The 24,067-nt window shown below is 60.9% G+C and carries 23 protein-coding genes; 10 read left to right on the top strand and 13 right to left on the bottom strand.

The features are described 5' to 3' along the window. The first annotated feature begins 9 nt into the window (after positions 1 to 9). On the top strand, positions 10 to 486 hold the full coding sequence (locus ACS4RR_RS31610) for a hypothetical protein (protein WP_222333681.1): 477 nt from the start codon (positions 10 to 12) through the stop codon (positions 484 to 486). A gap of 23 nt (positions 487 to 509) precedes the next feature. Then, the gene (locus tag ACS4RR_RS31605) at positions 510 to 875 is read left to right on the top strand and encodes a hypothetical protein (RefSeq protein ID WP_260111967.1); all 366 of its coding nucleotides are present in this window, start codon (positions 510 to 512) and stop codon (positions 873 to 875) included. A 98-nt stretch (positions 876 to 973) separates the two neighbouring features. Here ACS4RR_RS31605 and ACS4RR_RS31600 read toward each other — a convergent pair whose 3' ends face one another. The 6 genes from ACS4RR_RS31600 to ACS4RR_RS31575 all read right to left on the bottom strand — a co-directional run bounded on the left by ACS4RR_RS31600 (position 974) and on the right by ACS4RR_RS31575 (position 9,984). Then, positions 974 to 2,344 (bottom strand): alpha-glucosidase/alpha-galactosidase, encoded by a 1,371-nt coding sequence (locus ACS4RR_RS31600; protein ID WP_334546346.1) that lies wholly within the window; start codon positions 2,342 to 2,344, stop codon positions 974 to 976. 22 nt (positions 2,345 to 2,366) lie between these two features. Beyond that, positions 2,367 to 4,034, bottom strand: a complete 1,668-nt coding sequence (locus tag ACS4RR_RS31595; RefSeq protein ID WP_456190695.1) for an ABC transporter ATP-binding protein — start codon at positions 4,032 to 4,034, stop codon at positions 2,367 to 2,369. A gap of 10 nt (positions 4,035 to 4,044) precedes the next feature. Continuing rightward, positions 4,045 to 5,181, bottom strand: coding sequence for an ABC transporter permease (locus tag ACS4RR_RS31590; RefSeq protein WP_260111964.1), 1,137 nt, complete (start codon positions 5,179 to 5,181; stop codon positions 4,045 to 4,047). Between the two features lies 1 nt (position 5,182). Next, on the bottom strand, positions 5,183 to 6,190 hold the full coding sequence (locus ACS4RR_RS31585; RefSeq protein ID WP_170256541.1) for an ABC transporter permease: 1,008 nt from the start codon (positions 6,188 to 6,190) through the stop codon (positions 5,183 to 5,185). Positions 6,191 to 6,307: 117 nt separating this feature from the next. Further along, the gene (locus ACS4RR_RS31580; protein WP_170260519.1) at positions 6,308 to 8,395 is read right to left on the bottom strand and encodes an ABC transporter substrate-binding protein; all 2,088 of its coding nucleotides are present in this window, start codon (positions 8,393 to 8,395) and stop codon (positions 6,308 to 6,310) included. A 122-nt stretch (positions 8,396 to 8,517) separates the two neighbouring features. Then, positions 8,518 to 9,984, bottom strand: coding sequence for an alpha-glucosidase/alpha-galactosidase (locus tag ACS4RR_RS31575; protein ID WP_260111963.1), 1,467 nt, complete (start codon positions 9,982 to 9,984; stop codon positions 8,518 to 8,520). A gap of 60 nt (positions 9,985 to 10,044) precedes the next feature. On the opposite strand from ACS4RR_RS31575, the gene ACS4RR_RS31570 reads away from it, so the two are divergent. After that, the gene (locus ACS4RR_RS31570; RefSeq protein WP_456190694.1) at positions 10,045 to 11,070 is read left to right on the top strand and encodes an AraC family ligand binding domain-containing protein; all 1,026 of its coding nucleotides are present in this window, start codon (positions 10,045 to 10,047) and stop codon (positions 11,068 to 11,070) included. 25 nt (positions 11,071 to 11,095) lie between these two features. On the opposite strand, the gene ACS4RR_RS31565 is transcribed toward ACS4RR_RS31570, so the two are convergent. Further along, positions 11,096 to 12,157 carry a class I SAM-dependent methyltransferase gene (locus tag ACS4RR_RS31565; RefSeq protein WP_456190693.1) on the bottom strand — a complete coding sequence of 354 codons (1,062 nt, stop codon included), beginning with the start codon at positions 12,155 to 12,157 and terminating at the stop codon, positions 11,096 to 11,098. Positions 12,158 to 12,396: 239 nt separating this feature from the next. On the opposite strand from ACS4RR_RS31565, the gene ACS4RR_RS31560 reads away from it, so the two are divergent. The 7 genes from ACS4RR_RS31560 to ACS4RR_RS31530 all read left to right on the top strand — a co-directional run bounded on the left by ACS4RR_RS31560 (position 12,397) and on the right by ACS4RR_RS31530 (position 18,871). After that, positions 12,397 to 12,717: a helix-turn-helix domain-containing protein gene (locus ACS4RR_RS31560; protein ID WP_222386906.1), complete on the top strand. Its 321-nt coding sequence runs from the start codon at positions 12,397 to 12,399 to the stop codon at positions 12,715 to 12,717. Between the two features lie 3 nt (positions 12,718 to 12,720). Further along, the gene (locus ACS4RR_RS31555) at positions 12,721 to 12,981 is read left to right on the top strand and encodes a hypothetical protein (protein WP_456190709.1); all 261 of its coding nucleotides are present in this window, start codon (positions 12,721 to 12,723) and stop codon (positions 12,979 to 12,981) included. Positions 12,982 to 12,990: 9 nt separating this feature from the next. Then, complete coding sequence (locus ACS4RR_RS31550) at positions 12,991 to 13,230, top strand: hypothetical protein (protein ID WP_130660470.1); 240 nt, start codon at positions 12,991 to 12,993, stop codon at positions 13,228 to 13,230. Positions 13,231 to 13,411: 181 nt separating this feature from the next. Continuing rightward, positions 13,412 to 13,498, top strand: coding sequence for a hypothetical protein (locus ACS4RR_RS32875; RefSeq protein ID WP_080634368.1), 87 nt, complete (start codon positions 13,412 to 13,414; stop codon positions 13,496 to 13,498). A gap of 103 nt (positions 13,499 to 13,601) precedes the next feature. Next, positions 13,602 to 16,163, top strand: a complete 2,562-nt coding sequence (locus ACS4RR_RS31540; protein ID WP_456190692.1) for a GcvT family protein — start codon at positions 13,602 to 13,604, stop codon at positions 16,161 to 16,163. Positions 16,164 to 16,281: 118 nt separating this feature from the next. Beyond that, the gene (locus tag ACS4RR_RS31535) at positions 16,282 to 17,802 is read left to right on the top strand and encodes a mechanosensitive ion channel family protein (protein WP_017968284.1); all 1,521 of its coding nucleotides are present in this window, start codon (positions 16,282 to 16,284) and stop codon (positions 17,800 to 17,802) included. A gap of 120 nt (positions 17,803 to 17,922) precedes the next feature. Continuing rightward, positions 17,923 to 18,871 (top strand): IS630 family transposase gene (locus tag ACS4RR_RS31530; RefSeq protein WP_260109160.1). Its coding sequence is split into 2 segments (ribosomal slippage): positions 17,923 to 18,258 and positions 18,260 to 18,871, totalling 948 coding nucleotides; the frame shifts between segments, so codons are not numbered across the junction. Between the two features lie 6 nt (positions 18,872 to 18,877). Here ACS4RR_RS31530 and ACS4RR_RS31525 read toward each other — a convergent pair. The 6 genes from ACS4RR_RS31525 to ACS4RR_RS31500 all read right to left on the bottom strand — a co-directional run bounded on the left by ACS4RR_RS31525 (position 18,878) and on the right by ACS4RR_RS31500 (position 23,877). Further along, positions 18,878 to 19,102 carry a hypothetical protein gene (locus ACS4RR_RS31525; RefSeq protein ID WP_456190691.1) on the bottom strand — a complete coding sequence of 75 codons (225 nt, stop codon included), beginning with the start codon at positions 19,100 to 19,102 and terminating at the stop codon, positions 18,878 to 18,880. Then, entirely contained in the window at positions 19,099 to 19,851 is a 753-nt protein-coding gene (locus tag ACS4RR_RS31520) for a COG4280 domain-containing protein (RefSeq protein ID WP_170256507.1), read from the bottom strand. The genes ACS4RR_RS31525 and ACS4RR_RS31520 overlap by 4 nt, the downstream gene beginning before the upstream one ends. Before the next feature lie 47 nt (positions 19,852 to 19,898). Then, entirely contained in the window at positions 19,899 to 20,627 is a 729-nt protein-coding gene (locus tag ACS4RR_RS31515) for a phosphatase PAP2 family protein (RefSeq protein WP_456190690.1), read from the bottom strand. A gap of 256 nt (positions 20,628 to 20,883) precedes the next feature. Then, positions 20,884 to 21,255, bottom strand: a complete 372-nt coding sequence (locus ACS4RR_RS31510; protein ID WP_017968280.1) for a response regulator transcription factor — start codon at positions 21,253 to 21,255, stop codon at positions 20,884 to 20,886. 100 nt (positions 21,256 to 21,355) lie between these two features. Beyond that, positions 21,356 to 21,988 carry a response regulator transcription factor gene (locus tag ACS4RR_RS31505; RefSeq protein WP_456190689.1) on the bottom strand — a complete coding sequence of 211 codons (633 nt, stop codon included), beginning with the start codon at positions 21,986 to 21,988 and terminating at the stop codon, positions 21,356 to 21,358. Beyond that, positions 21,985 to 23,877, bottom strand: a complete 1,893-nt coding sequence (locus ACS4RR_RS31500) for a sensor histidine kinase (protein ID WP_456190688.1) — start codon at positions 23,875 to 23,877, stop codon at positions 21,985 to 21,987. The genes ACS4RR_RS31505 and ACS4RR_RS31500 overlap by 4 nt, the downstream gene beginning before the upstream one ends. Between the last annotated feature and the right edge of the window lie 190 nt (positions 23,878 to 24,067).

The raw sequence follows: 24,067 nt of genomic DNA, 5'->3' as shown, positions 1-24,067 counted from the left end.
GAGGCATCGATGATAGACGACAGCGTTCCAGCACCTTCACTTCCTGGACTCCCCTATGTGGCGGGCCAGATCATACTCTACGGCATAGACTTGAACGACGCCCACGGCATTACCCACCTGGATGTCGGGATGGCGGGAAAGGCGGAACTGCAGATAAAACTCGCAAGCGGAGTCGGCATCACCGGATCGACAGTCCTTGCTTACGGCTATGCGTTTGAGGGTCACTGCTACAGGCTGGATTCCAACCGCATTTTCGTTGTCACAGGTCCGCATGCCGAGCCGGCTGCCGGCTGCGGCTTTGACCCCACGTTGGGGTACAAAATGTGGCGGCTGACGGCATCCTCGCAAATCCTCGAGATCTCGACGGCTTTCGGCGACGCCAGGACGCTTATTCTGGATGCCCAGTTGCCCGGCAAGAGGTCTCCGAGCTCCTACGCTATCACACTCAGAATGGCCCATCGCAATGGTCGCCTCAGCAACGATTAAACTTCCAACGGGGGAGAACAATCATGCCATGTGACGTGACAATAGACGTGACGGAAGCCTTCACCGCTTTCACAGTGGACGATGGGCTTAGTCCCTACGTGGACAAAAAGGGTCAAAAGCTCGAGAACTTAGCTGTGAGCCCCGGAACTTTCGACATGTCGGTTGCGCTAGATAGCAACAACGAAGCTATGGTCTTCGTCCGGGCGACGGATGCCAAATCAGCACAGCGAATATTCAAATACAACATTCCCGATGAACGCGATGCCGGCGGGAAGATCTATGTTCCCAAGATAGTGGCGACATCGCAAGCGGCATCGCAAAGCGATCTCGACGAGCTGGCCGAAGAGGTCGAGAGCTTGAAGGAGCGTATGGCAGGCGGTCCAAGGTAGACAATTGCTGATCCCGGCCGTCCCGCCCATCCTCACGCAAAGAGCCCCGCGGTTGTTGCCACCGCGGGGCTCCTTGACGCCTTGCCCGGGAGAGGGGGTCAGGCGGCCTGTACTTTGCGGGTCGTGCGTGCCCATTCGGGCAGCCAGTCGCCGTGGGTGGCGAGCAGATCGTCGACCAGCGACCAGATCTGGTCGAGGTCGAGTTCGGCTGCCGTATGCGGGTCCATCATCGCGGCATGATAGATATGCTCGCGATTCTCGGTCATCAGCGCCTGCACCGTCAGCTCCTGGACGTTGATATTGGTGCGGATCAGCGCCGTCAGCTGCGGCGGCAGGTCGCCGATAAAGGTCGGCTGGATGCCGGAAGCATCGACGAGGCAGGGCACCTCGGCGGCGCAATTGGTCGGCAGCGAAGTGATGCAGCCATTGTTGCGGACATTGCCGTAGATCACCGAGGGCTCGCCGGTCCAGACCGAGTTGATGATCGAGGAGGCATATTCCTTCGACGGCGCGACCTCGATCTTGTCGGCCGAACGATAGGCCTCCGCCTGCCCTTTCCAGCGCTCGATCTGCTCGATGCAACGCTTCGGATATTCGTCGAGCGGAATACCGAATTTCTCGATCAGGTCGTCGCGACCCTCCTTAATGAAATAGGGCGTGTATTCGGCGAAATGCTCCGAGCTTTCGGTGACGAAATAGCCGAGCCGCGTCAGCATCTCGTAGCGCACCTTGTTCGGGCAGCGCGGGTTCCAGCCGGGCTTCGGCGCCCTACCCTCGCGATAGGCGCGAAGCAGGTCGGGATAGAGATTGCGGTAGGAACCGTCCGGCTGGCGATGCTCGAATTTGAGATAGAAGGCCATGTGGTTGATGCCGGCCGCACGGTAGCGGATTTCCTCGTAGGGAATGTCGAGGTCATGCGCCAGTTCCATCGCCGTGCCCTGCACCGAGTGGCAGAGTCCGACCTGGCGAATGGTCGGATATTTCTCCGATATCGCCCAGGTGTTGATCGCCATCGGGTTGACATATTGCAGCATGATCGCCTCGGGGCAGACGGCGAGCATGTCCTCGCAGACCTTCCAGAGATGCGGCACGGTGCGAAGCCCGCGCATGATGCCGCCGACGCCGAGCGTATCGGCGATCGTCTGGCGCAGCCCGTATTTCTTCGGGACTTCGAAATCGGTGACCGTGCAGGGCTCATAGCCGCCGATCTGGAAGGCGACGACGACGAAATCGGCGCCCGAAAGCGCCTTGCGCTGGTCGGAATAGGTTTCCGCCTTCGCCTTCACGCCAAGCGTCGAGATCAGCTTGTTGACGACGACGGCGCTTTCCTCCAGCCGCTGCGGGTTGAGATCCATCAAGGCGATCGTCGCACCCGACAGCGCCGGGCGCTGCAGCACGTCGCCGACGATGTTCTTCATGAAGACGGTGGAGCCTGCTCCGATAAAGGTGATTTTGGGATTTCTTGCCATTATAGCCTCCGGCATTCGGTAATCATGCTACCTCGAAAGCGGCCTTGACGAGCCGTTCGGTGTAGGCGGTCTTGGGATGGGTGAGAACCTCGTTGACAGGACCCTCTTCGACGATCTTGCCATGCTGCATGACGATGACGCGATGGCAGAGCGCCCTGACGACCTTGAGATCGTGGGAGATGAAAAGGTAGCTCAGGCCGCGCTCGTCCTGCAGCTTGCGCAGGAGTTCGATGATCTGCGCCTGTACGGAAAGATCGAGCGCCGATGTCGGCTCGTCGAGCAGGATGAACTCCGGCTCCAGCGCGATGGCGCGGGCAATGGCGATGCGCTGGCGCTGGCCGCCGGAAAATTCGTGCGGGAAGCGCGACAGGATATTGCCCGGCATGCCGGCGGCGACAAGCGCCTCACGCACCCGGTCCTGGCGTTCGGCCTTGGTCGCGCCCAGCCTGTTGACGACGAGCCCCTCCTCGATGATCTGGCCGATCGTCATGCGCGGATTGAGCGATGAGAAAGGATCCTGGAACACCACCTGCATGCGGGCGCGCAAGGGCCGCATCTCGGCTCTGGAAAGGCCATGGATCGGCTGGTGGTCGAAATGGATCTCGCCGCTGTCGGGCGTGTTCAGCCGCAGGATCGCCTGGCCGAACGTCGTCTTGCCGGAGCCGGATTCGCCCACCAGCCCCAGAGTCTCGTGACGGCGAAGCGTCAGGTCGAGGCTGTCGACGGCGACAAGCTCGCGCATCGCCGGCTTCAGAAAAGTACCGTGACGCATCATGAAGGAGACCCGCACGCCCTTGGCATCGAGGATGACGTCAGACCCTTCGGGCAGCGGATTCGCCTGGCCACGCGGCTCGGAGGCAAGCAGATGCTTGGTATAGGCGTCCTGCGGATTGGCAAACAGCGCTTCGGTGGTGTTGTGCTCGCGCACTTCGCCGTACTGCATCACATAGACGTAATCGGAAAACTGCCGCACCACGGTCAGGTCGTGAGTGATGAGGATGACGGCCATCCCCAGCTCCTTCTGCAGGTTGCGGATCAGGTTCAGGATCTGCGCCTGCACGGTGACGTCGAGCGCCGTCGTCGGCTCGTCGGCAATCAAAACGTCGGGATCGTTGGCAAGCGCCATGGCGATCATCACGCGCTGGCGCTGGCCGCCGGAAAGCTGATGCGGATATTGCATGAGCCGCGCGGCGGGATCAGGGATCTGAACATGTTCGAGCAGCTCGAGCGCCCGCTTTTGCGCATCCCTCTTGCTGATCCGGCGATGCACGCGGATTGCCTCGACGATCTGGCTGCCGATCGTATAGATCGGGTTCAGCGAGCTCATCGGCTCCTGGAAGATCATCGAGATGCGGTCGCCGCGCAGCTTGCGGCGCGCCCGCTCGGAAAATTTCAGGATGTTGCTGCCGTCATAGGCAACCGTCGATTTCTCGGAGACGACGGCGCGCTTCGACAACAGTCCCATCACCGTTCGCGCCGTTACCGATTTGCCCGAACCGGATTCGCCGACGATTGCGATCGTCTCGCCGCGATAGAGCTGAAACGAGACATCCTTGACGGCTTCGACCATGCCGTCTTCGACCTTGAAATTCACCGCCACATTGCGGGCGTCGATGATCGGCGTGTCCGAACGGCCATCATGGTCGTGGCGGACGGGCGGGGCGAAGGAATTGACCAGTGCAAGAGCCATCTTCATCACCTCAATAAGGATCGACCGCGTCGCGCAATCCGTCGCCGAGCGCATTGAATGCGAAGACGGTGACAAGCACGAAGCCGACTGGGGAGAGAATCCAAGGATAGGAGCCGATGACAGAATAGGTCGCCGTATCCTGCAGCATCAGCCCCCAGGAAATCAGCGGCGGCTTGACCGCGAAGCCGAGGAACCCGAGGAAGGATTCCAAGAGCACGACGCTCGGTATATGCAGCGTCACCGCGACGATGACATGGCTCATCACGTTCGGGAAGATGTGCTGCATGATGATGCGCGTGTCGGTGGCGCCGACGGCCATTGCTGCCCTGACATAATCGATGCGGGCAAGTGCTAAGGTCTTGCCGCGCACCTCGCGCGACATCTGCGCCCAGCCGAGCGCCGACATCACGGCGATGACGAAGGCCAGGAAGACGTTGGTCGGCGCCGTCACCGGAATTAGTGATGTCAGCGCCAGATAGAGCGGCAGTTGCGGGAAGGCGAGCACCAGTTCGACGAAACGCTGCAACCAGATATCGAATGTGCCACCGAAATAGCCCGACACCATGCCGACGGTCGTGCCGATGATGGTGACGATGAAGACCACCGTCAGGGCAATGGTCAGCGAAATGCGCGAGCCGATGATGGCGCGCGACAGCACGTCGCGGCCGAACTTGTCGGTGCCGAGGAAATGCACCGGCTGGCCGTCGGTCGAGCCGAAGAAGTGCCGGCTGGCCGGGATTAGGCCGAAAAGCCGGTATTCCGCGCCCTTGACGAAGAAGCCGAGCAGCCGCGGATTGTCGTAATCCATGCCGACGATCGGCTGGAAGGTGACGGGGTCGAGCTCTTCGGAATCGGAGAGCGCATAGACGCGCGGCTGGAAGACGAAATTGCCGTCCTTGTCGTGGAAGCTCATCATCTGCGGCGGCGCGAAGCCGACATCGGTCGCCTTCGGGTCCATCGGCGCAAAGAAATCGGCGAAGATCGCCATGACGATCAGCAGCACGACGAGCACGAGCCCTGCCATGCCGGTCCAGGAGCGTCTCAGCCGGCGCCAGACAAGGGCGATATAGCTTTCATGCCCACGCGATGGCTTGTTGATGGAAAGTTCTGTCGTCGGCGGAGGCGGCGCGGAGTCGAAAGCCAGCATCTCAGGCTCCTCCATATTGGCGGACACGGGGATCGAGCAGGGCGAGCAGCATGTCGGCGATGATGTTGCCGACGATCAGCGTCGCCGACAGCACCATCATGAAGGTGGCGGTGACATAGACGTCGCCGACCGCCATCGAGCCGACGATCGCCGGGCCGACGGTCGGCAATGCGAAAATGATCGCGGTTTCGATCTCGCCGGTCAGCATGTAGGGCAGCACGACGCCTTGGTACATCACCAGCGGGTGCAGCGCGTTCGGCACCGCATGGCGCATCACCACGGCTGCGCCCGAAAGCCCCTTGGCCTTGGCCGTCTCGACATATTGGGCATTCAGCGTATCAAGCAGATTGCCGCGCATGACGCGCATATTGTAGGCGAGCCCGCCGAAGGTGGCGATCGCCACGACCGGCCAGACATGGTGAACCAGATCGGCGAACTTCGCCCAGGACCAGGGCGCTCCGCCATATTGCGGGGAGAAGAAGCTGCCGATTTCGGAGACGTTAAGCTGGAAAACCAGGAGATAGACGATGATCAGCGCCATCAGGAAGCGCGGCACCGTCATGCCGAGGAAAGAAATTCCCGAAAGCAGGCTGTCGATCCAGCTATATTGTCGCGTCGCCGCCCAGATGCCGAAGCCGATGCCGAGCACCGAGGCAAGGAGATGGCAGACGAGCGCCAGAAGCAATGTCCGCGGCAGGCGTTCGCCGACGACATCGGCGACCGGCTTGTTGTAAAACATGCTGTAGCCGAAATCACCGCGGGTCACTATCCCGCCGATCCAGTTGACGTATTGAACGACCATCGGCTTATCGAGGCCGTGTTCGACCCGGTAGAGCTGCGCCTGCGCTTCGGCCTGGGCATAGGACGCGCCGCCCTGGTTGATCAGCTGGGATCTTATATAATCGGCGTAGTCGCCGGGCGGGGCCTGGATGATCGCGAAGGTCACCACGCTCAGGATGAAGAGAATGGGAATCGCTGAGGCTATGCGCACGAGCAGGAATCGTAACATCGAACGGTTCGCTTCTCCTTGCCGCCAGTCGCTCCTTGTCAGCGCGGCCGGCTTGTTGGTCATGTCAGGCCGCGCGCAGCACGCGCGGCCTGGAGCTCACTTCAGCTGGGAGGGAGCTTAGTTGATCGGGCCCTTTTCGCCGGGCTTGCCGGGCAGTTGTTCAGGGAACAGCTCGTATTTGCCCTGCTTGTCCGCAGCCACCCACAGGCGTTCGCGGATCACCGAATCTTCAGCCCAGTTGAACATCATGATTGGCGTACCCTGGGGCACGTTGGAGAACCGCTTGTTGACGATCAGGGCGCCCGGATACTCCGTCAGGCCGACGGTGTTGACGTGCTCCGTCGAGATCTTCTGATACTGCTTCATCAGATCGACGCGTTCGTCGTTGTTCTGGCTCGTCCTGAACTTGTTGACGACATCGACAAGCTCCTTTTCGAAGGGCATCAGATCAAGCTGGTCATCCTTGCCGGCGCGATGGTGCCAGCTGGTGCGCGGACCGACAGGGGCGAGCTGCTCGGTGTTCTGCACCACCGACGACAGCTCCGTCGTGTTGCGCTGGATCAGCCAGTCGAAGCGGCCGGCATAATGGGCGTCGTCACGCTTGGCACCGTCGAGCGCATTGATGACGATCTTCAGCCCGAGCTTCTCCATCTGGCCGACGACACCTTCGGCAAGGCTCTTGTCGGTCGTGTACTGATTGTTGATCAGCATGACGATTTCGACATCCTTGCCGCCCGCCGTGCCGGCCGGGAAGTTCACGATGCCATTGCCATCCGTATCCTTGAGGCCGGCTTTGGCGAGTTCCGCCTTGGCGCCCTTAAGATCAAAGGGATAGTAGACGGTGGAATTGCGGTCGTAGAAGCTGGTGCCGGAGGAAAGCCCGCCTGGATAGATCGCGGTGAACGGCCCCTTGACCAGCGAGTCGCCGATCGCCTTGCGGTCGAGCGCCATGGTGACGGCCTTCCGGAAGTCTTCGTTGCGGTTCAATTCGCGGATCGCCTCACCGCGCTCGTCCGGGTTGCCCCAGCCGTTGGCGGAGAAGTTCATGCGCAAGTTATAGCCGATCAGGCGCGGGCCGAAGGCAAGCCGGGCGGGCGCCGTTTTTTCGGCGGCGCGCTTCAGCGACGCGACGAAGTTTTCCGGCTGCTCGAGGTTGGAGAAATCGGCGGATCCTGCGACGGCCTGAACGTCACGGTCGGCCCAGGTCGAGAGCTTGTAGTGCAGCTCATTGAGATAAGGCAGTTGATCGCCCTTCTCGTCGACCTTCCAATAATAGGGGTTGCGGCGCATGACGATGATGTCGTCCGGGCGATATTCCACCGGTACCCAAGCGCCCATGACCGGCATGTTCATGAACTCTGGCGGGAAGGCGTTCTTGAACTGGTCGTAGGTGTTCTTCGAGTATTTCGGATGCTGCGCCTTCAGGATGTGCGACGGACCCGGGCAGAAATTCGGGTAGGACATGGTGTAGAGATATTGCTTCGGGAAGGCCTCCTTGAAGGTCCATTCGACGGTGTAATCGTCGACCTTCTTCAGCGTCGTCCCGGCGCCGAAGGCTTCCGGCGAGGCGCCGCCGCCGAGCGGCGAGACGTTCGGGTCGATGACTTCATCATCCCAGTAGAACATGATGTCGTCGGCGTTGAACGGCGCGCCGTCGGACCATTTGGCGCCTTCGATCAGGTGCATGGTCAGCTTGTGGCCGTCTTGCGACCAATCCCAGCTCTTGGCAAGGTTCGGCAGCGGCTCGGTGTCGGAGGCCTGCACCTGGAACAGCGGCGCGGTGCGCGTCAGGCATTCGGAAAGGCCGATATCGATGCCGCCCCAGCCCTGCGTCTGGCCGGCGCCGTAGTTCCAGCCTTCCGGCCGGCCGCCGATGACGTGGCGCATGGTATCGCCGTAGACGCCAATGCCGTCGGGCATATTGCCGGTCTTGAAGACCAGCGGTTCCTTCGGCAGCCGGTCCTTGACCGGCGGCAGCTTGCCGGTGGCGACGAAATTCTTCGTGACCCAGTCGGGCTCGTGATATTCGGGCAGCGCCTTGAACTCCAGGATGGAGTCGCGCGCGACATAGTTGATCTTGCCTTCGGCCGGAAAGTCCGCCGGTTTCGGTGGAACGGTTGGCTCGGAGGCATATGCATTCAGCGCCGCGGCTGAGACGCTGAGCGCCAGTCCGGCCAGAATGCCTGCGTTACGAAAATTCATCATCGTTTCTCCCTCTTGTTCCGGAGCGCGATCACGCGGCTCCTTTCTCCTCGAACACACGAAACCGGGCCGGACGCCGCGGATTTCCCTCCCGGAAACCCCCGGCAACCCGTGCTTCACGAAAATCAGACGGCCTTTTTCAGCGCCGCCTTTTCCGCCCGCAGCTCCTCGATCGAGCGAACGTTGCGGCGTGCGGCCCCCGCCCAGTCGCGGGTCTGCACCTTCGATTTCGACAGCCGCTCCTTGGCGGCCGGCACGGCATGGGCATATTGCGGCAGCCAGGGCGCCTGGGCAACGACCATCTCGTCGACCATCTGCCAGACCTCTTCCGGCGTCGAGACGGCGCCGACCAGCGGATCGTGCAGCACGGCAAGCTTCAGAAGGTCGATATCGCCCGATATGGCGGCATGCACCGACATGCGCTGGACGTTGATCGAGGAAATGCAGGTGGCCGCACAGGCTTCCGGCAGGGTGACGCCGGAGACCATGTTGATCCCGAAGCGATCGACGAAGCCGGGCGATTCGATGATCGCATCTGACGGCAGATTGGTGATAACACCATTGTTCTTGACGTTGAAATGGCCGCGATAGACCCGGTTCGTCTCCAGCGCCTCGAGGATGTGGCTCGCATGTTCGTTCGAGCGCTTGGCAGGATCGATCGGCTGCGAGGCGGATTCCAGGAATTGCGGATATTCCGTCTCGAACCAGTTGCGCGTTTCCGTCGAATGACGAAGGTAGCCGCCGGTCTCGCCGTGTATCCAGTCGGACATGTCGATCCAGCGGGTGATTTCATCCGGCCGCTTACGATACCACGGCAGATACTCCGAGAGATGGCCGTTGCTTTCGGTGGAATAGACGCCGAAACGCTTCAGCACGTCGATGCGCAGCTTCTCCTGCTGCGAATAGACCGGATGCGCCTCGAAGGCGGCGATCAGCTCGTCCTTGCCGATCTTGCGGCCGTTGAGGCGAAGGTCGATGAACCAGGTCTGGTGGTTGATGCCGGAGCAGATATAGTCGAGCTCGCTCACCGACTTCGCGCCGAGCACCTCGGCGATCTGCTCGGCGCCGTGCTGGACGCCGTGGCACAGGCCGACGGTGTCGACCTTGCCGTATTCGATCGCCGCCCAGGTGTTCATCGCCATCGGGTTGGCATAGTTCAGGAATTTCGCGCCGGGCTCCGCCACTTCGCGGATATCCTTGCAGAAGTCGAGAATGACCGGGATGTTGCGCTGACCATAGAGGATGCCGCCGGCGCAGATCGTATCGCCGACGCACTGATCGATGCCGTATTTCAATGGAATGCGGATATCATCGGCATAGGCCTCGAGCCCACCGACCCGGACGCAGCTGATGATGTAGCGTGCGCCTTCCAGCGCCTGGCGCCGGTTGGTCGTCGCCGTCACCTTCGTCGGCAGTCCGTTCGCCTCGACGACGCGATCGAGGATCGCCTTGATCATTTCCAGATTGTGTTCGCTGATATCGGTCAGTGCAAACTCGATGTCGCGAAACTCCGGAACGCACAATATGTCGGTGAACAGCTTCTTGGTGAAACCGACGCTGCCCGCACCGATGATAGCGATTTTGAAACTCATGATCTTCACCTCGACCCAATCGAATGCTAAGGAAAAGAAGGCCATGGAGGATCAGGCCGCATGCCGACGCATGTGGCTGAAAACGCCGCAAAATCTGCCTTTTTCCTCCCGGCCGCTCTGTCGGCCGTGGTCTCTTCCTCTTGTCGAGCGGGATTATGCCCGAAATCGACAGGGCGACCAGAGAAGGATTATGCTTTCAGGGGTAATTTTGTGCTGCAGAATTTGATCGCAAACGGACAGTCGATGAGGACGGTGTCGCTGCCCCGCGGCCGCCAGCGTTTGCATGCCATGCCGACCAGCGCCGGCTATGAAGTGCGCGAAAACGAGAGCTATGACTGGGACGGTCGTCGGCGCGGCCAGACCCCCTTCACCGTGCTGCAGCACACGATCAGCGGCAGCGGCCAGTTGCGCTACCAGAACCGCAACTATCGCCTTCAGGGCGGCGACACGCTGCTCGTTCTGGTGCCGCACAATCATCGCTACTGGCTGGAGAAGGGCGACCGCTGGGAATATTTCTGGCTCTCGATGAATGGCGAGGAAACACTGCGCATCCACCAGATGGTGCTGTCGACCGCCGGCCCGGTGCTGAAGCTGCAGCCCTCGACCATTGATCATCTTGCCGATTGCAGCCTGCGCCTGGTCAAGGGCGCGACATCGCCGGGTGCCGCCTCGGCGATCGCCTACGAAGCGGCGATGGCGCTTTACGACGACGTCTTCGGCTCGCCGGCCTTTGCCGCCGAGCTCAGCCTCATGCAGCCGGTGATCGACCATATCAACACCAATCTCGAAAAGCCGCTGCCGGTCAGCGAGCTTGCCGGCATCATCGGCCTCAGCCGCGCGCATTTCTCGCGCAGCTTTGCCGAGAGCGAGGGTATGCCGCCAGCCGAATTCGTGCTGCAGCAGCGCCTGCAGCGTGCCGTCAAGCTTTTAACCAAGGCGGATTTCCTGCCGGTCAAGGAAGTCGCCATCATGTGCGGCTTCGAAGACCCCAACTATTTCTCAAAGGTCTTCCGCCGCGTCTACGGCACCAACCCAACCGAATTCCGCACGACCGGCATGTATGCCAGCATCGGAAAACTGAGATAGCCTGCCACCTGCTAAACCAGTTGCGTCAGGCCCGCACCTCGAACACCATGTTGAACGGCGTTTCCGTGGCGCGACGGAAATGGGTGAACCCGGCGTCGAGCGCGACCTTTCGGAGTTTCATTTCTCCCGCCTGCGCGCCAAGCCCAAGCCCCACCTCCTGGGAGAGCGATGCCGGCGTGCAGATCATCGTCGACGCGCCGTAATAGACGCGTCCCACAGGATTGAGATTGTCCTTGAGATGGTCATGGGCAAAAGGCTCAACGATCAGCCATGTCCCGTTCGGCCCAAGCGTTTCCTTGACATGCCGGCCGGCGCCGACCGGATCGCCCATGTCGTGAAGGCAGTCGAACATGGCGACCATGTCATAGCCGCGCCCCGGAAATTCCGCCGCCGAGCCCTGCTGGAAGGTCACACGACCGGCGACACCGGCATATTTTGCGGCCACCTTTGCTCTTTCGATCGACGGGCCGTGATAGTCGAAGCCGGTAAAGCGGGACGCGGGATAGGCCTGCGCCATCAGGATGGTCGAGGCGCCATGGCCGCAGCCGACATCGGCGACACTGGCGCCGGCCTTGAGCTTTTCTTCGACCCCGGCAAGAGCCGGTATCCATTCGTTGACGAGATGGCTGTTGTAGCCAGGTCGAAAGAACCGCTCGGTTCCCCGAAAGAGGCAGGTGCTGTGCTCATGCCAGCCGAGACCCTTGCCGGTGCGGAAGGCATCGGCGACCTTCGGCTCGTCCATCCACATGGATTGGACGACCTCGAAGGCGCCGACGAAAAAGGCGGGGCTGTTTTCCTCGGCAAATACCATCGCCTGTTCCGGCGTCAGGCTGAAACGATCCGTCTTTTCATCGTAAGCGACATAGTCCGCGGCCGCCTGGGCGCTTAGCCACTCCCTGAGATAACGCTCCTTTATCCCTGTCTTCTTGGCAAGATCCTGGACGCTCATCGGCGTTCCGTCGGCCATCGCCTTGAAGATTCCGACCTTATCGCCAAGCACGACCAATACACCGGAAACGGCCGCGCCGACGTCGCCAACAAGACGACCGACAAGTGCATCGAGTTTTTGCATATCTGGCTCACGCATTATAACCTCCCGAGTGCGTGATAAAGACAATCTAAATTAGACTCTAATAATATTCAGTCAATCAATCTTCCCTTTCGCCAGATGTTAAAGGTCGAAAGGATGGAATAGGCAGGTCCATTCAAAGGCTCACAACGTCCTATCCCGTCATGCACCTGCTCTCGTCATCGCTTGTATCGAGATTGCATTTTTAATATAATCTGCCCGAGGCAGAATCACACTTTTGATGCAAGGTTATTGGTTTGTATCTATCCTCCGCTCAATGCCGCGCGGCTCGGGCCCTTTTGGCATGGTCTCAGGATGATCTCTCATCCGCCTCGAAAGTCGCCAAAGCGACGATTGCTAATTTCGAGGCCGGCAAGCGCGCTCCCTATGATCGGACCCTTCAGGATGTGAAGCACGCGCTGGAAGTCGCAGGCGTTGTTTTCATCCCTGAAAATGGTGGGGGTGCGGGCGTTCGCCTTGCAAAGCGCGCGGATGCCTCGATCGACACGAATGAGACCGAGACGGTTCAATATGAAGAATATCTCAAAAACGACGCACCGCCCGGTGCAGGTGGCTGAATGATGGCGAAAAAGAAAAAGCTCGAACACTCCGAACTGGCGGGAGAATTCACCGACGACGGGATCACCGTGCTCGTCGATATCTTCCGCACATCGGGCAGCAATGAAGACTGGACGATGGAAGTGGTCACGCAAACGGAAGACCTGATCCGCTGGGACGAGCCATTTGCGACTGACCGGGATGCCTTCGACGAATTCATGGCCGTCGTCGCGCGCGACGGCATTCGATCGTTTCTCGAAGACGACGAGCCATCCGTCCATTGAGGGTATCCCGTGAAAAGCATCAATGATCTCGTCGCATCAGCGAAAACCGTCTGCGACCGATACCGGGCGGGGCGGATGGAGCGCGAAACGGTGCGCGAATGGGTTCTCGGACTCGGCGCCTATCCGTCGCCGCATGGAGAGCGTGTACGCGAAGCGGCGGAATGGTTCCGCTTGCACAATCGTGAGCCCGTTTCCGAAGACATCGTGTTGGTGGACATCGACCGGCTTGCGGCGATTTCAGCGCCGTGATCCCGGGGCGCGCGAGCGGAAAGGCCGGTTGCAAGGGCTCGCCCATATCCGATTTTAGTCAGTCATTGCCAGACCGTTCGATGCGGAATGGATCACAGCAGTGCCGGCGCTGTTTGGCGGTTGCCTCGCCGCCTCGATCCGGACTGGCGCAATTACGCCGGTACTAGGCGGCGTAGGACCAATGACGATCATGAGCCTTATGCATAATACCCTCATCGCAGCTGCCATGCGGAGCGGTCTGGGGGTTCCGCAGCTTCGGCAAATGTGACACTCCTTACGAGGCTGGCATGACTGCTGCATCTCGCGCGCGAAGCGTACGTCAAGCGCGGCTAGGGTATTTTAATTCGTGCGATAAATAGAAGGAACAGCACGTGGCAGCATTTCCGGAAAAGGCGAAGGTCGTCATCATCGGGCTCGGCGGTATCGTCGGCGCCTCCATCGCGCATCATCTCGTCGAGCGGGGATGGGACGATATCGTCGGCATCGATAAGTCGGGCATACCGACGGATATCGGCTCGACAGCCCATGCCTCGGACTTCTGTTACACCACCAGCCACGACTACCTGTCCGTCTGGACCACGCAATATTCGATCGATTTCTACGAGAAGATGGGCCATTACGCCCGCATCGGCGGCCTCGAAGTGGCGCGCACCGGCGACCATGCCTGGATGGAGGAAATCAAGCGCAAGCTTTCCTCGGCGCGGGCTTTCGGCACGCGCGCCCAGTATGTCAGCCCCTCCGAGATCAAGGAGAAGTTCCCGCTGATCGAGGAAGATCAGGTGATGGGCGGCCTTTTCGATCCGGATGCCGGCCTCGTCATTCCGCGCTCGCAGACCGTTGCCGGCAAGCTGGTCGATGCTGCCGAAAAGGCCGGCAAGCTCAAGGTATTCGGCAACACGCCGGCGAAGTCGCTGATCGTCGAAGGCGGCCGCATCAAGGGCGTCGTCACCCATCGCGGCACCATCATGGCCGACCACGTCATCGTCTGTGCCGGCCTTTGGGGGCGCCTGATCGCGGAGATGGTCGGCGAAGACCTGCCGGTCATGCCGGTCGACCATCCGCTCACATTCTTCGGTCCCTATAACGAATTTGAAGGCACCGGCAAGGAAATCGGCTTCCCGCTGCTGCGCGACCAGGGCAACTCGGCCTATATGCGCGATACCGGCGACCCGGCGACGACGGAGGGCGGTCAGATCGAGTGGGGCTACTACGAAGCCACCAATCCGCGCATGTGCCATCCGCGCGATCTTCTCGAAAAACACGAAGCGCGCCTTTCGCCCTCGCAGCGTGATCTCGAAATGGAACAGATCATCGAGCCGCTCGAACGCGCCATGGAACTGACGCCGATTCTCGGCGAACTCGGCTATAACGAAGGTCACTCCTTCAACGGCCTGCTGCAAGTTTCCGCCGGCGGCGGCGCATCCTGCGGCGAGAGCCAGAAGGTGCGCGGCCTCTGGTATTGCGTTGCCATCTGGGTCAAAGACGGCCCGGGCTACGGCAAGCTGATCGCCGACTGGATGACCGATGGCCGTACTGAAATCGATCACAACAGCATCGACTACGCCCGCTTCTATCCGCATCAGTTGACGGAAGAGTTCATCGAGGGCCGGTGCTTTGAAGCCGCCCAGAAGATCTATTTCCCGGCCGTTCACACCCGCGAACCCTATGCATCCGGCCGCAACGCCAAACGCTCGCCCTTCTACGAGCGCGAAAAGGAGCTTGGCGGCTACTTCATGGAACTTGGCGGCTGGGAGCGTGCGCATGGCTACGCCGCCAACGAGCACCTTCTGGAGAAATACGCCGACCGCGTCCCGGTTCGCGAGAATGAATGGGACAGCCGCCATTTCTGGCGCGTATCGAATGCCGAGCATCTGGCGATGAGCGAGGATTGCGGCATCGTCAATCTCAGCCACTTCCACATGGTCGATATCGAGGGCCCTGACCACGTCGAACTGATGGAATGGCTTTGCGCCGCCAAGATCGGCGGCGACGCAAACATCGGCAAGGGCATTTACACCCACTTCCTCGACGACGAAGGCATGGTGCGCGCTGACTTCACGGTCTTCCGCATGGCCGACCGGTGCCGTCTCGTCAACGGCGCCGATGCCGGCCCGCGCGACTTGCACTACATGAAGCGCGTCGCCGAAGACCGCGGCCTTGACGTCATCATCACAGACGTCTCGGAAAAATTCGTGACGATCGGCATCTGGGGTCCGAACGCGCGCGACACGCTGAAGAAGGCTGTGGCCGATCCGGCTGGGCTCGATCAGGAAAACTTCGCCTTCGGGGCGATCAAGCCGATCGAAATCGCTGGCAAGCCTGTCACCGCCTTCCGCATCTCCTATGTCGGCGAGCAGGGCTGGGAATTGCATATGAAGTACGAAGACGGCCTCGCCGTCTGGGATGCGCTGCGCGCGACCGGTGTGATGGCTTTCGGCGTCGAGACCTATGCGAACTCGCGCCGCATGGAAAAGAGCCTGCGCCTGCAGAACGCCGACCTCCTGACCCAGTACAACCTGATCGAAGCCGATCTCGCCCGTCCGAAGGTCAAGGAAGCCGATTTCCGCGGCAAGGCAAAACATCTGGAATACAAGGCGCGTGAGCACCAGCCGGCCATGCTCTGCACGCTTGTGATGACCGAGAATACCGACAAGTCGGGCGTGAAGCGTTATCCCGTCGGAAACCTGCCGGTTGTCGATCTCGCCACGGGAGAGGTTCTGGTCGACGAGCTCGGCCGCCGGTCCTACACGACCTCGATCGCCTATGGCCCGACGGTCGGCAAGAACATTGCCTTGGCCTATCTGCCCTGGTCGCATTGCCAGGTCGGACGCAAGTTGAATGTCGAGTATTTTGCCGAGAGCTATCCGGTGGAGGTCGTCGGCGTCGGCTACAAGCCGATCTATGACCCAGAAAATCTGAAGCCGCGCAGCTAACGCGTCGGCGCGAAGATCGGACTCGATTTTCGGGAAAGCCGATGCGAGGATTGAATGTGTTACAGCGCCGCCCGTCTGAAGAGACGCGCGGCGCTGTAAGCGCTCAAGTGGGTAGACGATGCTCGATAATCTCACATGGTCCGGAGTGCTTGCCGATCCTGTCGTCCAGGCCGGGACGCTGGCCGTGGTCGGCGCGGTGATCACCCGAATAGCCCTTCGGCCCTTCCCAAGCTGGAAGCTCGCCGGCCAGGTGTTCTTCTTCGCGGCGCTGACCGTCCTGCTGCTCTATCACGACATCGTACCCTACGAAGTCGGGCCGGCGCCGGCTTCGACCTTCGAACGCGTCTTCATCGCCCTTGCCAAGGTGGTCTGGTGGATCAATGCCGCCTGGGCGTTGATCGCCTTCGTCCGCGTCTTCCTGATCTTCGAGCGTCAACCACGCGAAGGACGCCTCGTTCAGGATCTGGTCATCGGCCTGATCTACCTCGGCGCGATTCTCTCGGTGGTCGCCTATGTCTTCAGCTTTCCCGTCGGCACGCTGATCGCCACATCAGGCGTCCTTGCCGTCATCCTCGGCCTGGCGATGCAAAGCACCCTGAGCGACGTCTTTTCCGGCATCGCGCTCAATCTCGGCCGGCCCTATACGATCGGCGACTGGATCGTCCTGAATGACGGCATTGAAGGCCGTGTCGTCGAAACCAACTGGCGCTCCACCCATCTGCTGAACGGCTCCAACGACCTCGTCATCTTGCCCAACAGTTTTCTGGCCAAGGTCGGGCTGACCAATCTCAGCAGTCCCGACCGAAGTCACGGCGCGACGCTGACGGTCCGCGTCGTGCCGACGATCGGGCCGTCGGCGATCATCGACGTCATGCGCGCCGTGCTATTGAGCAGCGACTCGATCCTGGCCGAGCCGAAACCCGGCGTTCAGATAAAATCGCTGACATCGGATGCAGTGGAGCTGGAACTCTCCTTCCGCGTCAGGGATATCGGCCAGACGGGACCGGCAAAGAACGAGATATTCGATCTCATTTACCGCCATATCAAGGCCGCCGGCCTCATCTTGGCACGACCGCTCGACGCCGCAGGCCCTCCGCCCGACCAGTTGCAGTCGGAAGAGGTGATGAGGCCGCACCGGCCGACGCCGCTCAAGCTTCTCGACGCCATCCCGTTGTTTTCCTCACTGACCGAGGACGAGAAGGAAACGCTCGCGGCCTCGATGACGCGGCGGACCTTCAAGAAGGATGCCATCCTCATCGAACAGGGCGATACGGTTGCATCGCTGATGATCGTGCGCAGCGGTGCGCTCATCGCGACAAGGCAGGAAGGCCATAAGGAAATCGAACTCGGCCGGCTGGCGCCGGGCGATTATTTCGGCGAAAGCGGACTGCTGATCGGCGTCGGCGAGGCCGCCAGCCTGCGGGCGCTGACCTTCGTCGTTGTCTACGAGATTGCCCAGGCAAGCCTGACGCCGCTGCTGCACGACCGACCCGCCATCGCCGAAGAGCTTGCCGCCACCCTCGCACACCGGATCGAGACCGGTCAGCATTCCTTCGCGGCCGAGGGCGCGACGTTGCATGGCCGCTCGGTGAGTTCGCTGGTGACGCGTATCCGCCACCTGTTCAAAGTGCCGCAATAGCTGTCCCAGACGCGCGGCGCTGTAGACTAGAGCGTATCCGGATTTAGTTGAATCGGAAGGGATTCCGTTTTTGTGTGTTTTGTGATTCAAGATGCTGGCTGGAGTGGAGGCCAGCATCGAATGACGCGACCTCTTTCCAATGATCTTCGTGAGCGTGTTGTTGCTGCAATCGAAGCCGGTGAGAGCTGCCGGTCGGTTGCGGCGCGGTTCGGTATTGCCGTGTCTTCAGCGGTAAAGTGGTCGCAGCGTTATCGTTCGAGCGGATCTGTCGCGCCTGGGAAGATGGGCGGCCACCGCAAGCGGGTTCTGGAGCCGCATCGGGCGTTTATCGTGGAGCGGATCAACCAGACGCCGCATGTGTCACTGCACAGGTTGAAGGAAGAGCTGGCCGCGCGAGGGGTGAAGGTATCCCACGATACGGTATGGCAGTTCCTGCGGCGTGAGGGATTGCGGTTCAAAAAAAACACTGTTCGCCCTTGAGCAGGCGCGCGCTGACGTCGCGCGACGGCGACAGCGCTGGCGATCCTGGCAGGCTGGCCTCGATCCAAGACGGCTGGTCTTCATCGATGAAACCTGGATCAAGACCAACATGGCGCCGCTTCGAGGGTGGGGGCCGAAGGGCAAACGCCTGCGCAGCTTCGCGCCGCACGGACATTGGCGCACCCTGACTTTCCTCGGCGCGTTGCGCTGCGATCGGCTTACCGCACCCTGTGTCTTCGATGGACCGATCAACGGTGAGTGCTTTCGCGCCTATGTCGAGCAGCAACTCGTACCGGTGCTCAAACCCGGCGACATCGTCGTGATGGATAATCTCGGCTCCCACAAGTCGGCCGCCATCCGTCAGATGATCCGCAACGCTGGTGCTCGGCTCTGGTACTTGCCGCCATACTCCCCCGACCTCAATCCGATCGAACAGGCTTTCGCCAAAATCAAGCACTGGATGCGCCTGGCTCAGAAGCGAACCATCGATGACACCTGGCGCCACATCGGACACCTCGTCACAACCATCGAGCCCAGCGAATGCAGCAACTACTTCGACAATGCCGGATACGCTTCCGTCAAAACCTGAAACGCTCTATTTCCGCTGAAACTTCTTCCGTGCCGCGCGCGCCAGGCTCTCGGCAAGGATCAGCAGGCAGGCGAGCAGAAAAAGAACGGCAACAAGCAGCGCGTCGACGTGGACGAATATCACCAGAACGGCGACGGCGGCGATCAGCAGCAGCGCCAACAGCGCCAGGGCGCCGTCGTCGATGAACATGCCGAGGAGTTCCTTGAGCGCGATGGTAAGAATATTCATCACGCGGTGACCTCGGCGCGGGTATTGAAATACTGGCGCAGCATCCGGACTGCAGCGAAGGAAAAGACGGCGAGGACGGCAAGAATCGCCAGGAGCGAAAGGTCGGCGCCCGGCCAGTCGGCGCCCACCCCCTCGCCAACCCAGAATATGCCGAAGGCGCTGAGCAGCAGGCCGACGACGAATTTCAGGCTGTTTTCCGGAACCGCAGAGAGCGGTTTGTGCACGAAGATGCCGATGACGAGTACCAACAGGCAGGCTGCGGCCGCACCGAGGCTGGCATAGCCGATCATGCCGTGCCCGGCGCCGGTGGCGATGACGATGAACACCACTTCGATCCCCTCCAGCAGCACGGCCTTGAAAGCCGCGGTCCCCGCCAGGAAATTGGCACGGCGCTCGGCGGATTGGCGCCGCAGGCTATCGGCCTCGGCCGCGAAGGCCTTCTCCTCGTCGTGCAGCGCGATGAAGCCTGAAGCCCGCAGGATCGCCTTGCGCAACCAGCGCAGGCCGAAAAGAACGAGCAGCGTCCCGATCACGAACTGCATCAGCTCGATCGGAATAAGGCCGAGCAGCGGACCGAGCGCCAGCACGAGAAGGGCGAGAAGGGCAAGCGCAAGACCGGTGCCGATGAAGGCCGGACGCCAGCTCTGCGTGACGCCGACGGCGAGGATGATGGTGAAGGCTTCAACGACCTCGACGAAGGAGCCGAGAAACGCGGCCGTGACCGTCGAGGTGATCGTTGTCAAAGTCGTCATGGTGCTTGTCCGCTATGCCGGGGAATCACGTATCGGCCCTACTTTTCTTACTGTTTTCCCGCTTCCGCAACATCATCTGGCACGCGGCTCGGAACGAACCGCTTCGAAATCAGCCAGCAGCCGAGCGCCCAGAGCGCGCCGGCGCACCATCCTGCCAAGACGTCAGTGGGGTAATGGACACCGAGATAGATCCGACTCAAACCGATGATGACGGCGAGAAAGACGCCGGTGCCCATAACGAAAATTCGTGTCGACTTGTAACGCTGCGTTCGCGCCAGCAGCGCGCCCAGCGTCAGATAGGTCACTGCCGAGACCATCGCATGTCCGGAGGGAAAACTGAGATCGCTCACCTCGACCAGGTGCGGCACGATATCGGGGCGCGGCCGAGCGACGAGGATCTTCAGGAGCGTGCTCGCGAGCCAGCCGGTCAGCACGGAGGAAAAGACAAAGATCGCGATCGGCCAGCGCCGGTCGAGCAGAAGATAGACGGTAACGAGAACGGTCATTAGCGAGAGAACGGTGATGCCGCCGAGGCTGGTGATATCGTCGACGGCATGCGTCAGCCAGCCAGGCCCAATCGGCACGGCAAGTTCGCCCGGCCGTCGCAAAGCCAACAGGATCGCCTCGTCGAAGCGGAATGTCTCACCCTCCAGGACTTCGCTCGTCAGCCGCTGGAGCACGAACAGTCCACCGGCGATCGATGCCACCATGATCAGTGTCAGCGGCTCATATGCATTGAGCCTCGCCAAGAATCCCCGTCGTTGAACCTCACTCATGCCTGCCGTAGAACCTCCCTTATATTAACGTCGGTCCTCGCCAGATTGGCAATGCAGAACGAGGATTCAAGGCCTTACTGCCATCAAGGCGCTCCCGAGAGGAGTTTTTCGGTTGGCGAGGCCAGCGATTATGCTTCATCAACGCCATTGGCGAGATGGTGATCGCCCTGAATCGGTCGCGGTCCGGCAAAGGACTGCTGCCGATGCAACGCCGACCGTCGTTCTTCGAGCGCGCATGGTCTTCGGCCCTATCAGGTCACAATCCCAACGCCTTGTTGATGGCCGCAATCAGCGCGGCTCCGGAAAACTGCTTCTGCAGATAAGCAACGCATCCCACCTTTTCCGCCTCTGCCTTCACGGAGGCGGTTTCCAGTGCCGTGATGAAAATCACCGGAAGGGTTGTCCCCTCGGCCTTCAGCCTGCGTTGCAGATCGATGCCGGACATGCCACCGAGGTCGATATCAAGGACAAGGCAGTCTATCGCGGTTTTGGGATCGCGAGCGAGAAAGGCCTCGGCGGATGCAAACTCCATGGCCAGAAAACCGTAGGCGTTGAGCAACCGCCCCAGGCTGCGCCGCAGGCTTGCGTCATCGTCGACGACAGCGACCGTGCGGCGAAGGTTCTCCACCTCATGCCCCCTCTTTCGAACATATGAGAGACTAACGGTTGCCGGTCAAATTAGCCCGCTTGGAAGCCGATTGATATTGTCCTAAGGGGAAGGAGCCCGATCACCCCAGCGGCGATGCCGTTTCCTGGTCGGTGAGACCGATATTTGCCGCGATCGACACCGCCTCAGCCAGCGAGCGCACGCCGAGCTTTTCCATGACCTGATGGCGATGCACCTTCACCGTCCGCTCGGAGATGCCGAGTGCATAAGCGATCTGCTTGTTGAGACGGCCGCGAATGACGAGCTGGAACACTTCGGCCTCACGCGGACTGAGGCCCGCCACCAGGGCCTGCTGGGCTTGAAGACGGTCGTGTCCGGCCCGCTGTCTTTCGTATTGGATGAGCGCCCGATCGATCGCCTCCATCAATGTCGCCGCGGTCGATCCCTTCTCCAGAAAATCCTTGGCACCCGTCTTCATCGCCTCGACGCTTGCCTTTATGTCTCCTTCCCCTGTGAGGAACACGACCGGCAATTGCGGTGCCAGCTCGCACAGGCGGCGTTGTATCTGCAGGCCGGACTGGCCGGGCATCTGCAGGTCGAGGAGAACGCAGCCCGGCTCGCAAGCGGAAAGCCGGGCGAGAAACTCGTCTCCGGATTCATAGACTTCGACCCTCAGACCATGTGCGGAAAGCAGCCTTGCGGTCGCCGTCCGATAGGATTTGTCGTCATCGACGATATGGATAACCGGTTTCATCTCGATCGCTCCTGTCGGCGGGCAAGCGGCAGGGCCACACGAAAGACCGCGCCGCCTTCCGGGCGGTTGTCGGCACGGATGGTGCCGCCATAGGTCTCGACAATGGCGCGGGCTATGGAGAGCCCGAGGCCCGTGCCTGCTTTCTTGGTGGTGTAGAATGGCTCGAAGATGTTATTCAGTCTCTCTCTGGGAATACCGTCGCCGGTATCGGAGACCCGCAGCTCCGCCTTCTCGTTCGCCAGTTCCGTTGCAAAGGTGAGCGTTCTCCCGGCCGGGACGGCGTCCAGCATGGAATCCATCGCGTTGATCGCCAGGTTGAGGATGACCTGCTGCACATGAACTTTGTCGGCACGCACCGGCAGCCCGCCGGGCAGTTGGTTCGACGTCAGCTTGATTCCGCGTCGTTCCGCCTCGCCATGAATGATGTGGATCGCGCTCGACGTGACATCGTTCAGGTCGAACTCCTGCCAATCGATCTCGTCTCTCTTCTTGAGCAATCCTCTCATCCGGCTGATAATATCGCCTGCGCGCTGATCGTCCTCCTGGATGTCGAGAAGAATCTGCTGGATCAGTTCGTGATCCGGGTTCTCGTTTCGAAGCAGCACCGACGCTGCCTCGGCATTGTTGCGAATAGCCGAGAGGGGCTGGTTCAGTTCGTGAGCGATCGACGAGGACAATGCGCCGGCTGTCGCGGACTGGTTGAGATGAACGGCTTCGAGTAAATGCAGACGCGAGCTGCGCTCGGCGTCGCGGCGGCGCCTCCGCTCGAGCAGAAGCACCGAGATGATGCTGGCCTGCGCCAGCACGAGGCCACCCCCCGCTACCAACACGACCCAATGTTCCGCCCAGAGGCTCCTCTCCTTGTGCATCTGGATCGTGCCCGGTGGCAGATCCTTTTCGGCAAGCCCCCAGCGCTGGAGTTGCCGGGCATCGGCAATGTAGGTCTGCGGCGCTTCGAGATCCGACACCGGCTTGCCGGCAATCGCATCGATGACGAGGTCGCCGACGGTCCGGCCCAGCGCTTCGAATGTGACGGTGTTGCCCCCGACGACGCCATGATCGATGTAAGTCTCGTAGGGGCCGTAGACAGGCGCGCTGGCGGTCGCAGCGATCTGACCGATCGCGTCGCGCGGAACGAAATTGCGCCCTGCCCGATCCTTAAACACCGTCAATGCCAGGATGATGCTGTCGGGCGGCACTCGGGATGCCCGCTCGGCGAATTCGTCGATCGTCAAATCTTCCAGATAGGTCGTCTCGTAGGATTTCGAGAACTGCTCGAGAGCCGCGCGGGCCGTCGTCAGCCAGCCGCGGTCGAAGTCGGACGAACCGCCGACAATGTAGAGGTGGCGCGCATTGGGCTGCAGGCTGCGGGCCATCTCGGCGGTCTTCAGAATGTCGAATGTCGTGAAGGCTCCGATCACGTCATCCGGCAAGCTGATCTTCTCGGCGGTGGCTGTGCCGAAACCGGCAGCGACGATCTTTGCGCCAGGCGCTATCGTGCCGCGGTTCGCGGTTACGAAGCTCGCCGATTCCTTGCCGAGGGCCACAACCACGTCCGGACGGCGCGACGCGTATTTCTCGCCGAGATACCGTGCCATGCGCGCGACATGGTCGCCTTCCGGAAACCGCGAAAGATCCAGGAACTCTGAAAACAAGTCGATCTTGCCGTTTGTCGCCTCCAGCAAACGGCTCCGCAGCGCCTCTCCGGCAGCGGTCGTCGCCGCGATCCTCTCATCATAGGGATAGAGGACGAGCACGCGGGGAACCCGGTCGACGATGGCAATCGAGGTGTCGTAGGCTGCGACATGGCGACTGGGCACACTCAGGGCGACCACCGCCAACAAAAAGGCAGTGCAGCACAATCGACCTGACCATTCGCCCAAGCCCATCCGCTTTCCCCCCAAAGCCGTGCGACAATAACAGCTTCTCGCTGCGCCGTCATCTGCGCATCACTACTTTCGATTGCTTACTGTGAGAAGGATTCCCCAAAGTACAATATCGGGCGAAGACCGTATTGGCTAAGGTCCAGCACGCCGCGGCAGAGATGCCGTCGGCTTCGCAAACCCCACCGGAGGCAGC

It is taken from the genome of Rhizobium zaerense, assembly GCF_051810725.1.
Lineage (GTDB): Bacteria > Pseudomonadota > Alphaproteobacteria > Rhizobiales > Rhizobiaceae > Rhizobium > Rhizobium leguminosarum_I.
This window is presented reverse-complemented; position numbering and strand designations above follow the sequence as displayed.

Bases quoted from the DNA above. Each gene is read 5' to 3' on its own strand.
- ACS4RR_RS31610 (WP_222333681.1), top strand. From the start codon at position 10: ATGATAGACGACAGCGTTCCAGCACCTTCACTTCCTGGACTCCCCTAT.
- ACS4RR_RS31605 (WP_260111967.1), top strand. From the start codon at position 510: ATGCCATGTGACGTGACAATAGACGTGACGGAAGCCTTCACCGCTTTC.
- ACS4RR_RS31600 (WP_334546346.1), bottom strand. From the start codon at position 2,344: ATGGCAAGAAATCCCAAAATCACCTTTATCGGAGCAGGCTCCACCGTC.
- ACS4RR_RS31595 (WP_456190695.1), bottom strand. From the start codon at position 4,034: ATGGCTCTTGCACTGGTCAATTCCTTCGCCCCGCCCGTCCGCCACGAC.
- ACS4RR_RS31590 (WP_260111964.1), bottom strand. From the start codon at position 5,181: ATGCTGGCTTTCGACTCCGCGCCGCCTCCGCCGACGACAGAACTTTCC.
- ACS4RR_RS31585 (WP_170256541.1), bottom strand. From the start codon at position 6,190: ATGTTACGATTCCTGCTCGTGCGCATAGCCTCAGCGATTCCCATTCTC.
- ACS4RR_RS31580 (WP_170260519.1), bottom strand. From the start codon at position 8,395: ATGATGAATTTTCGTAACGCAGGCATTCTGGCCGGACTGGCGCTCAGC.
- ACS4RR_RS31575 (WP_260111963.1), bottom strand. From the start codon at position 9,984: ATGAGTTTCAAAATCGCTATCATCGGTGCGGGCAGCGTCGGTTTCACC.
- ACS4RR_RS31570 (WP_456190694.1), top strand. From the start codon at position 10,045: ATGCCGACGCATGTGGCTGAAAACGCCGCAAAATCTGCCTTTTTCCTC.
- ACS4RR_RS31565 (WP_456190693.1), bottom strand. From the start codon at position 12,157: ATGCGTGAGCCAGATATGCAAAAACTCGATGCACTTGTCGGTCGTCTT.
- ACS4RR_RS31555 (WP_456190709.1), top strand. From the start codon at position 12,721: ATGGCGAAAAAGAAAAAGCTCGAACACTCCGAACTGGCGGGAGAATTC.
- ACS4RR_RS32875 (WP_080634368.1), top strand. From the start codon at position 13,412: ATGACGATCATGAGCCTTATGCATAATACCCTCATCGCAGCTGCCATG.
- ACS4RR_RS31535 (WP_017968284.1), top strand. From the start codon at position 16,282: ATGCTCGATAATCTCACATGGTCCGGAGTGCTTGCCGATCCTGTCGTC.
- ACS4RR_RS31520 (WP_170256507.1), bottom strand. From the start codon at position 19,851: ATGACGACTTTGACAACGATCACCTCGACGGTCACGGCCGCGTTTCTC.
- ACS4RR_RS31515 (WP_456190690.1), bottom strand. From the start codon at position 20,627: ATGAGTGAGGTTCAACGACGGGGATTCTTGGCGAGGCTCAATGCATAT.
- ACS4RR_RS31505 (WP_456190689.1), bottom strand. From the start codon at position 21,988: ATGAAACCGGTTATCCATATCGTCGATGACGACAAATCCTATCGGACG.
- ACS4RR_RS31500 (WP_456190688.1), bottom strand. From the start codon at position 23,877: ATGGGCTTGGGCGAATGGTCAGGTCGATTGTGCTGCACTGCCTTTTTG.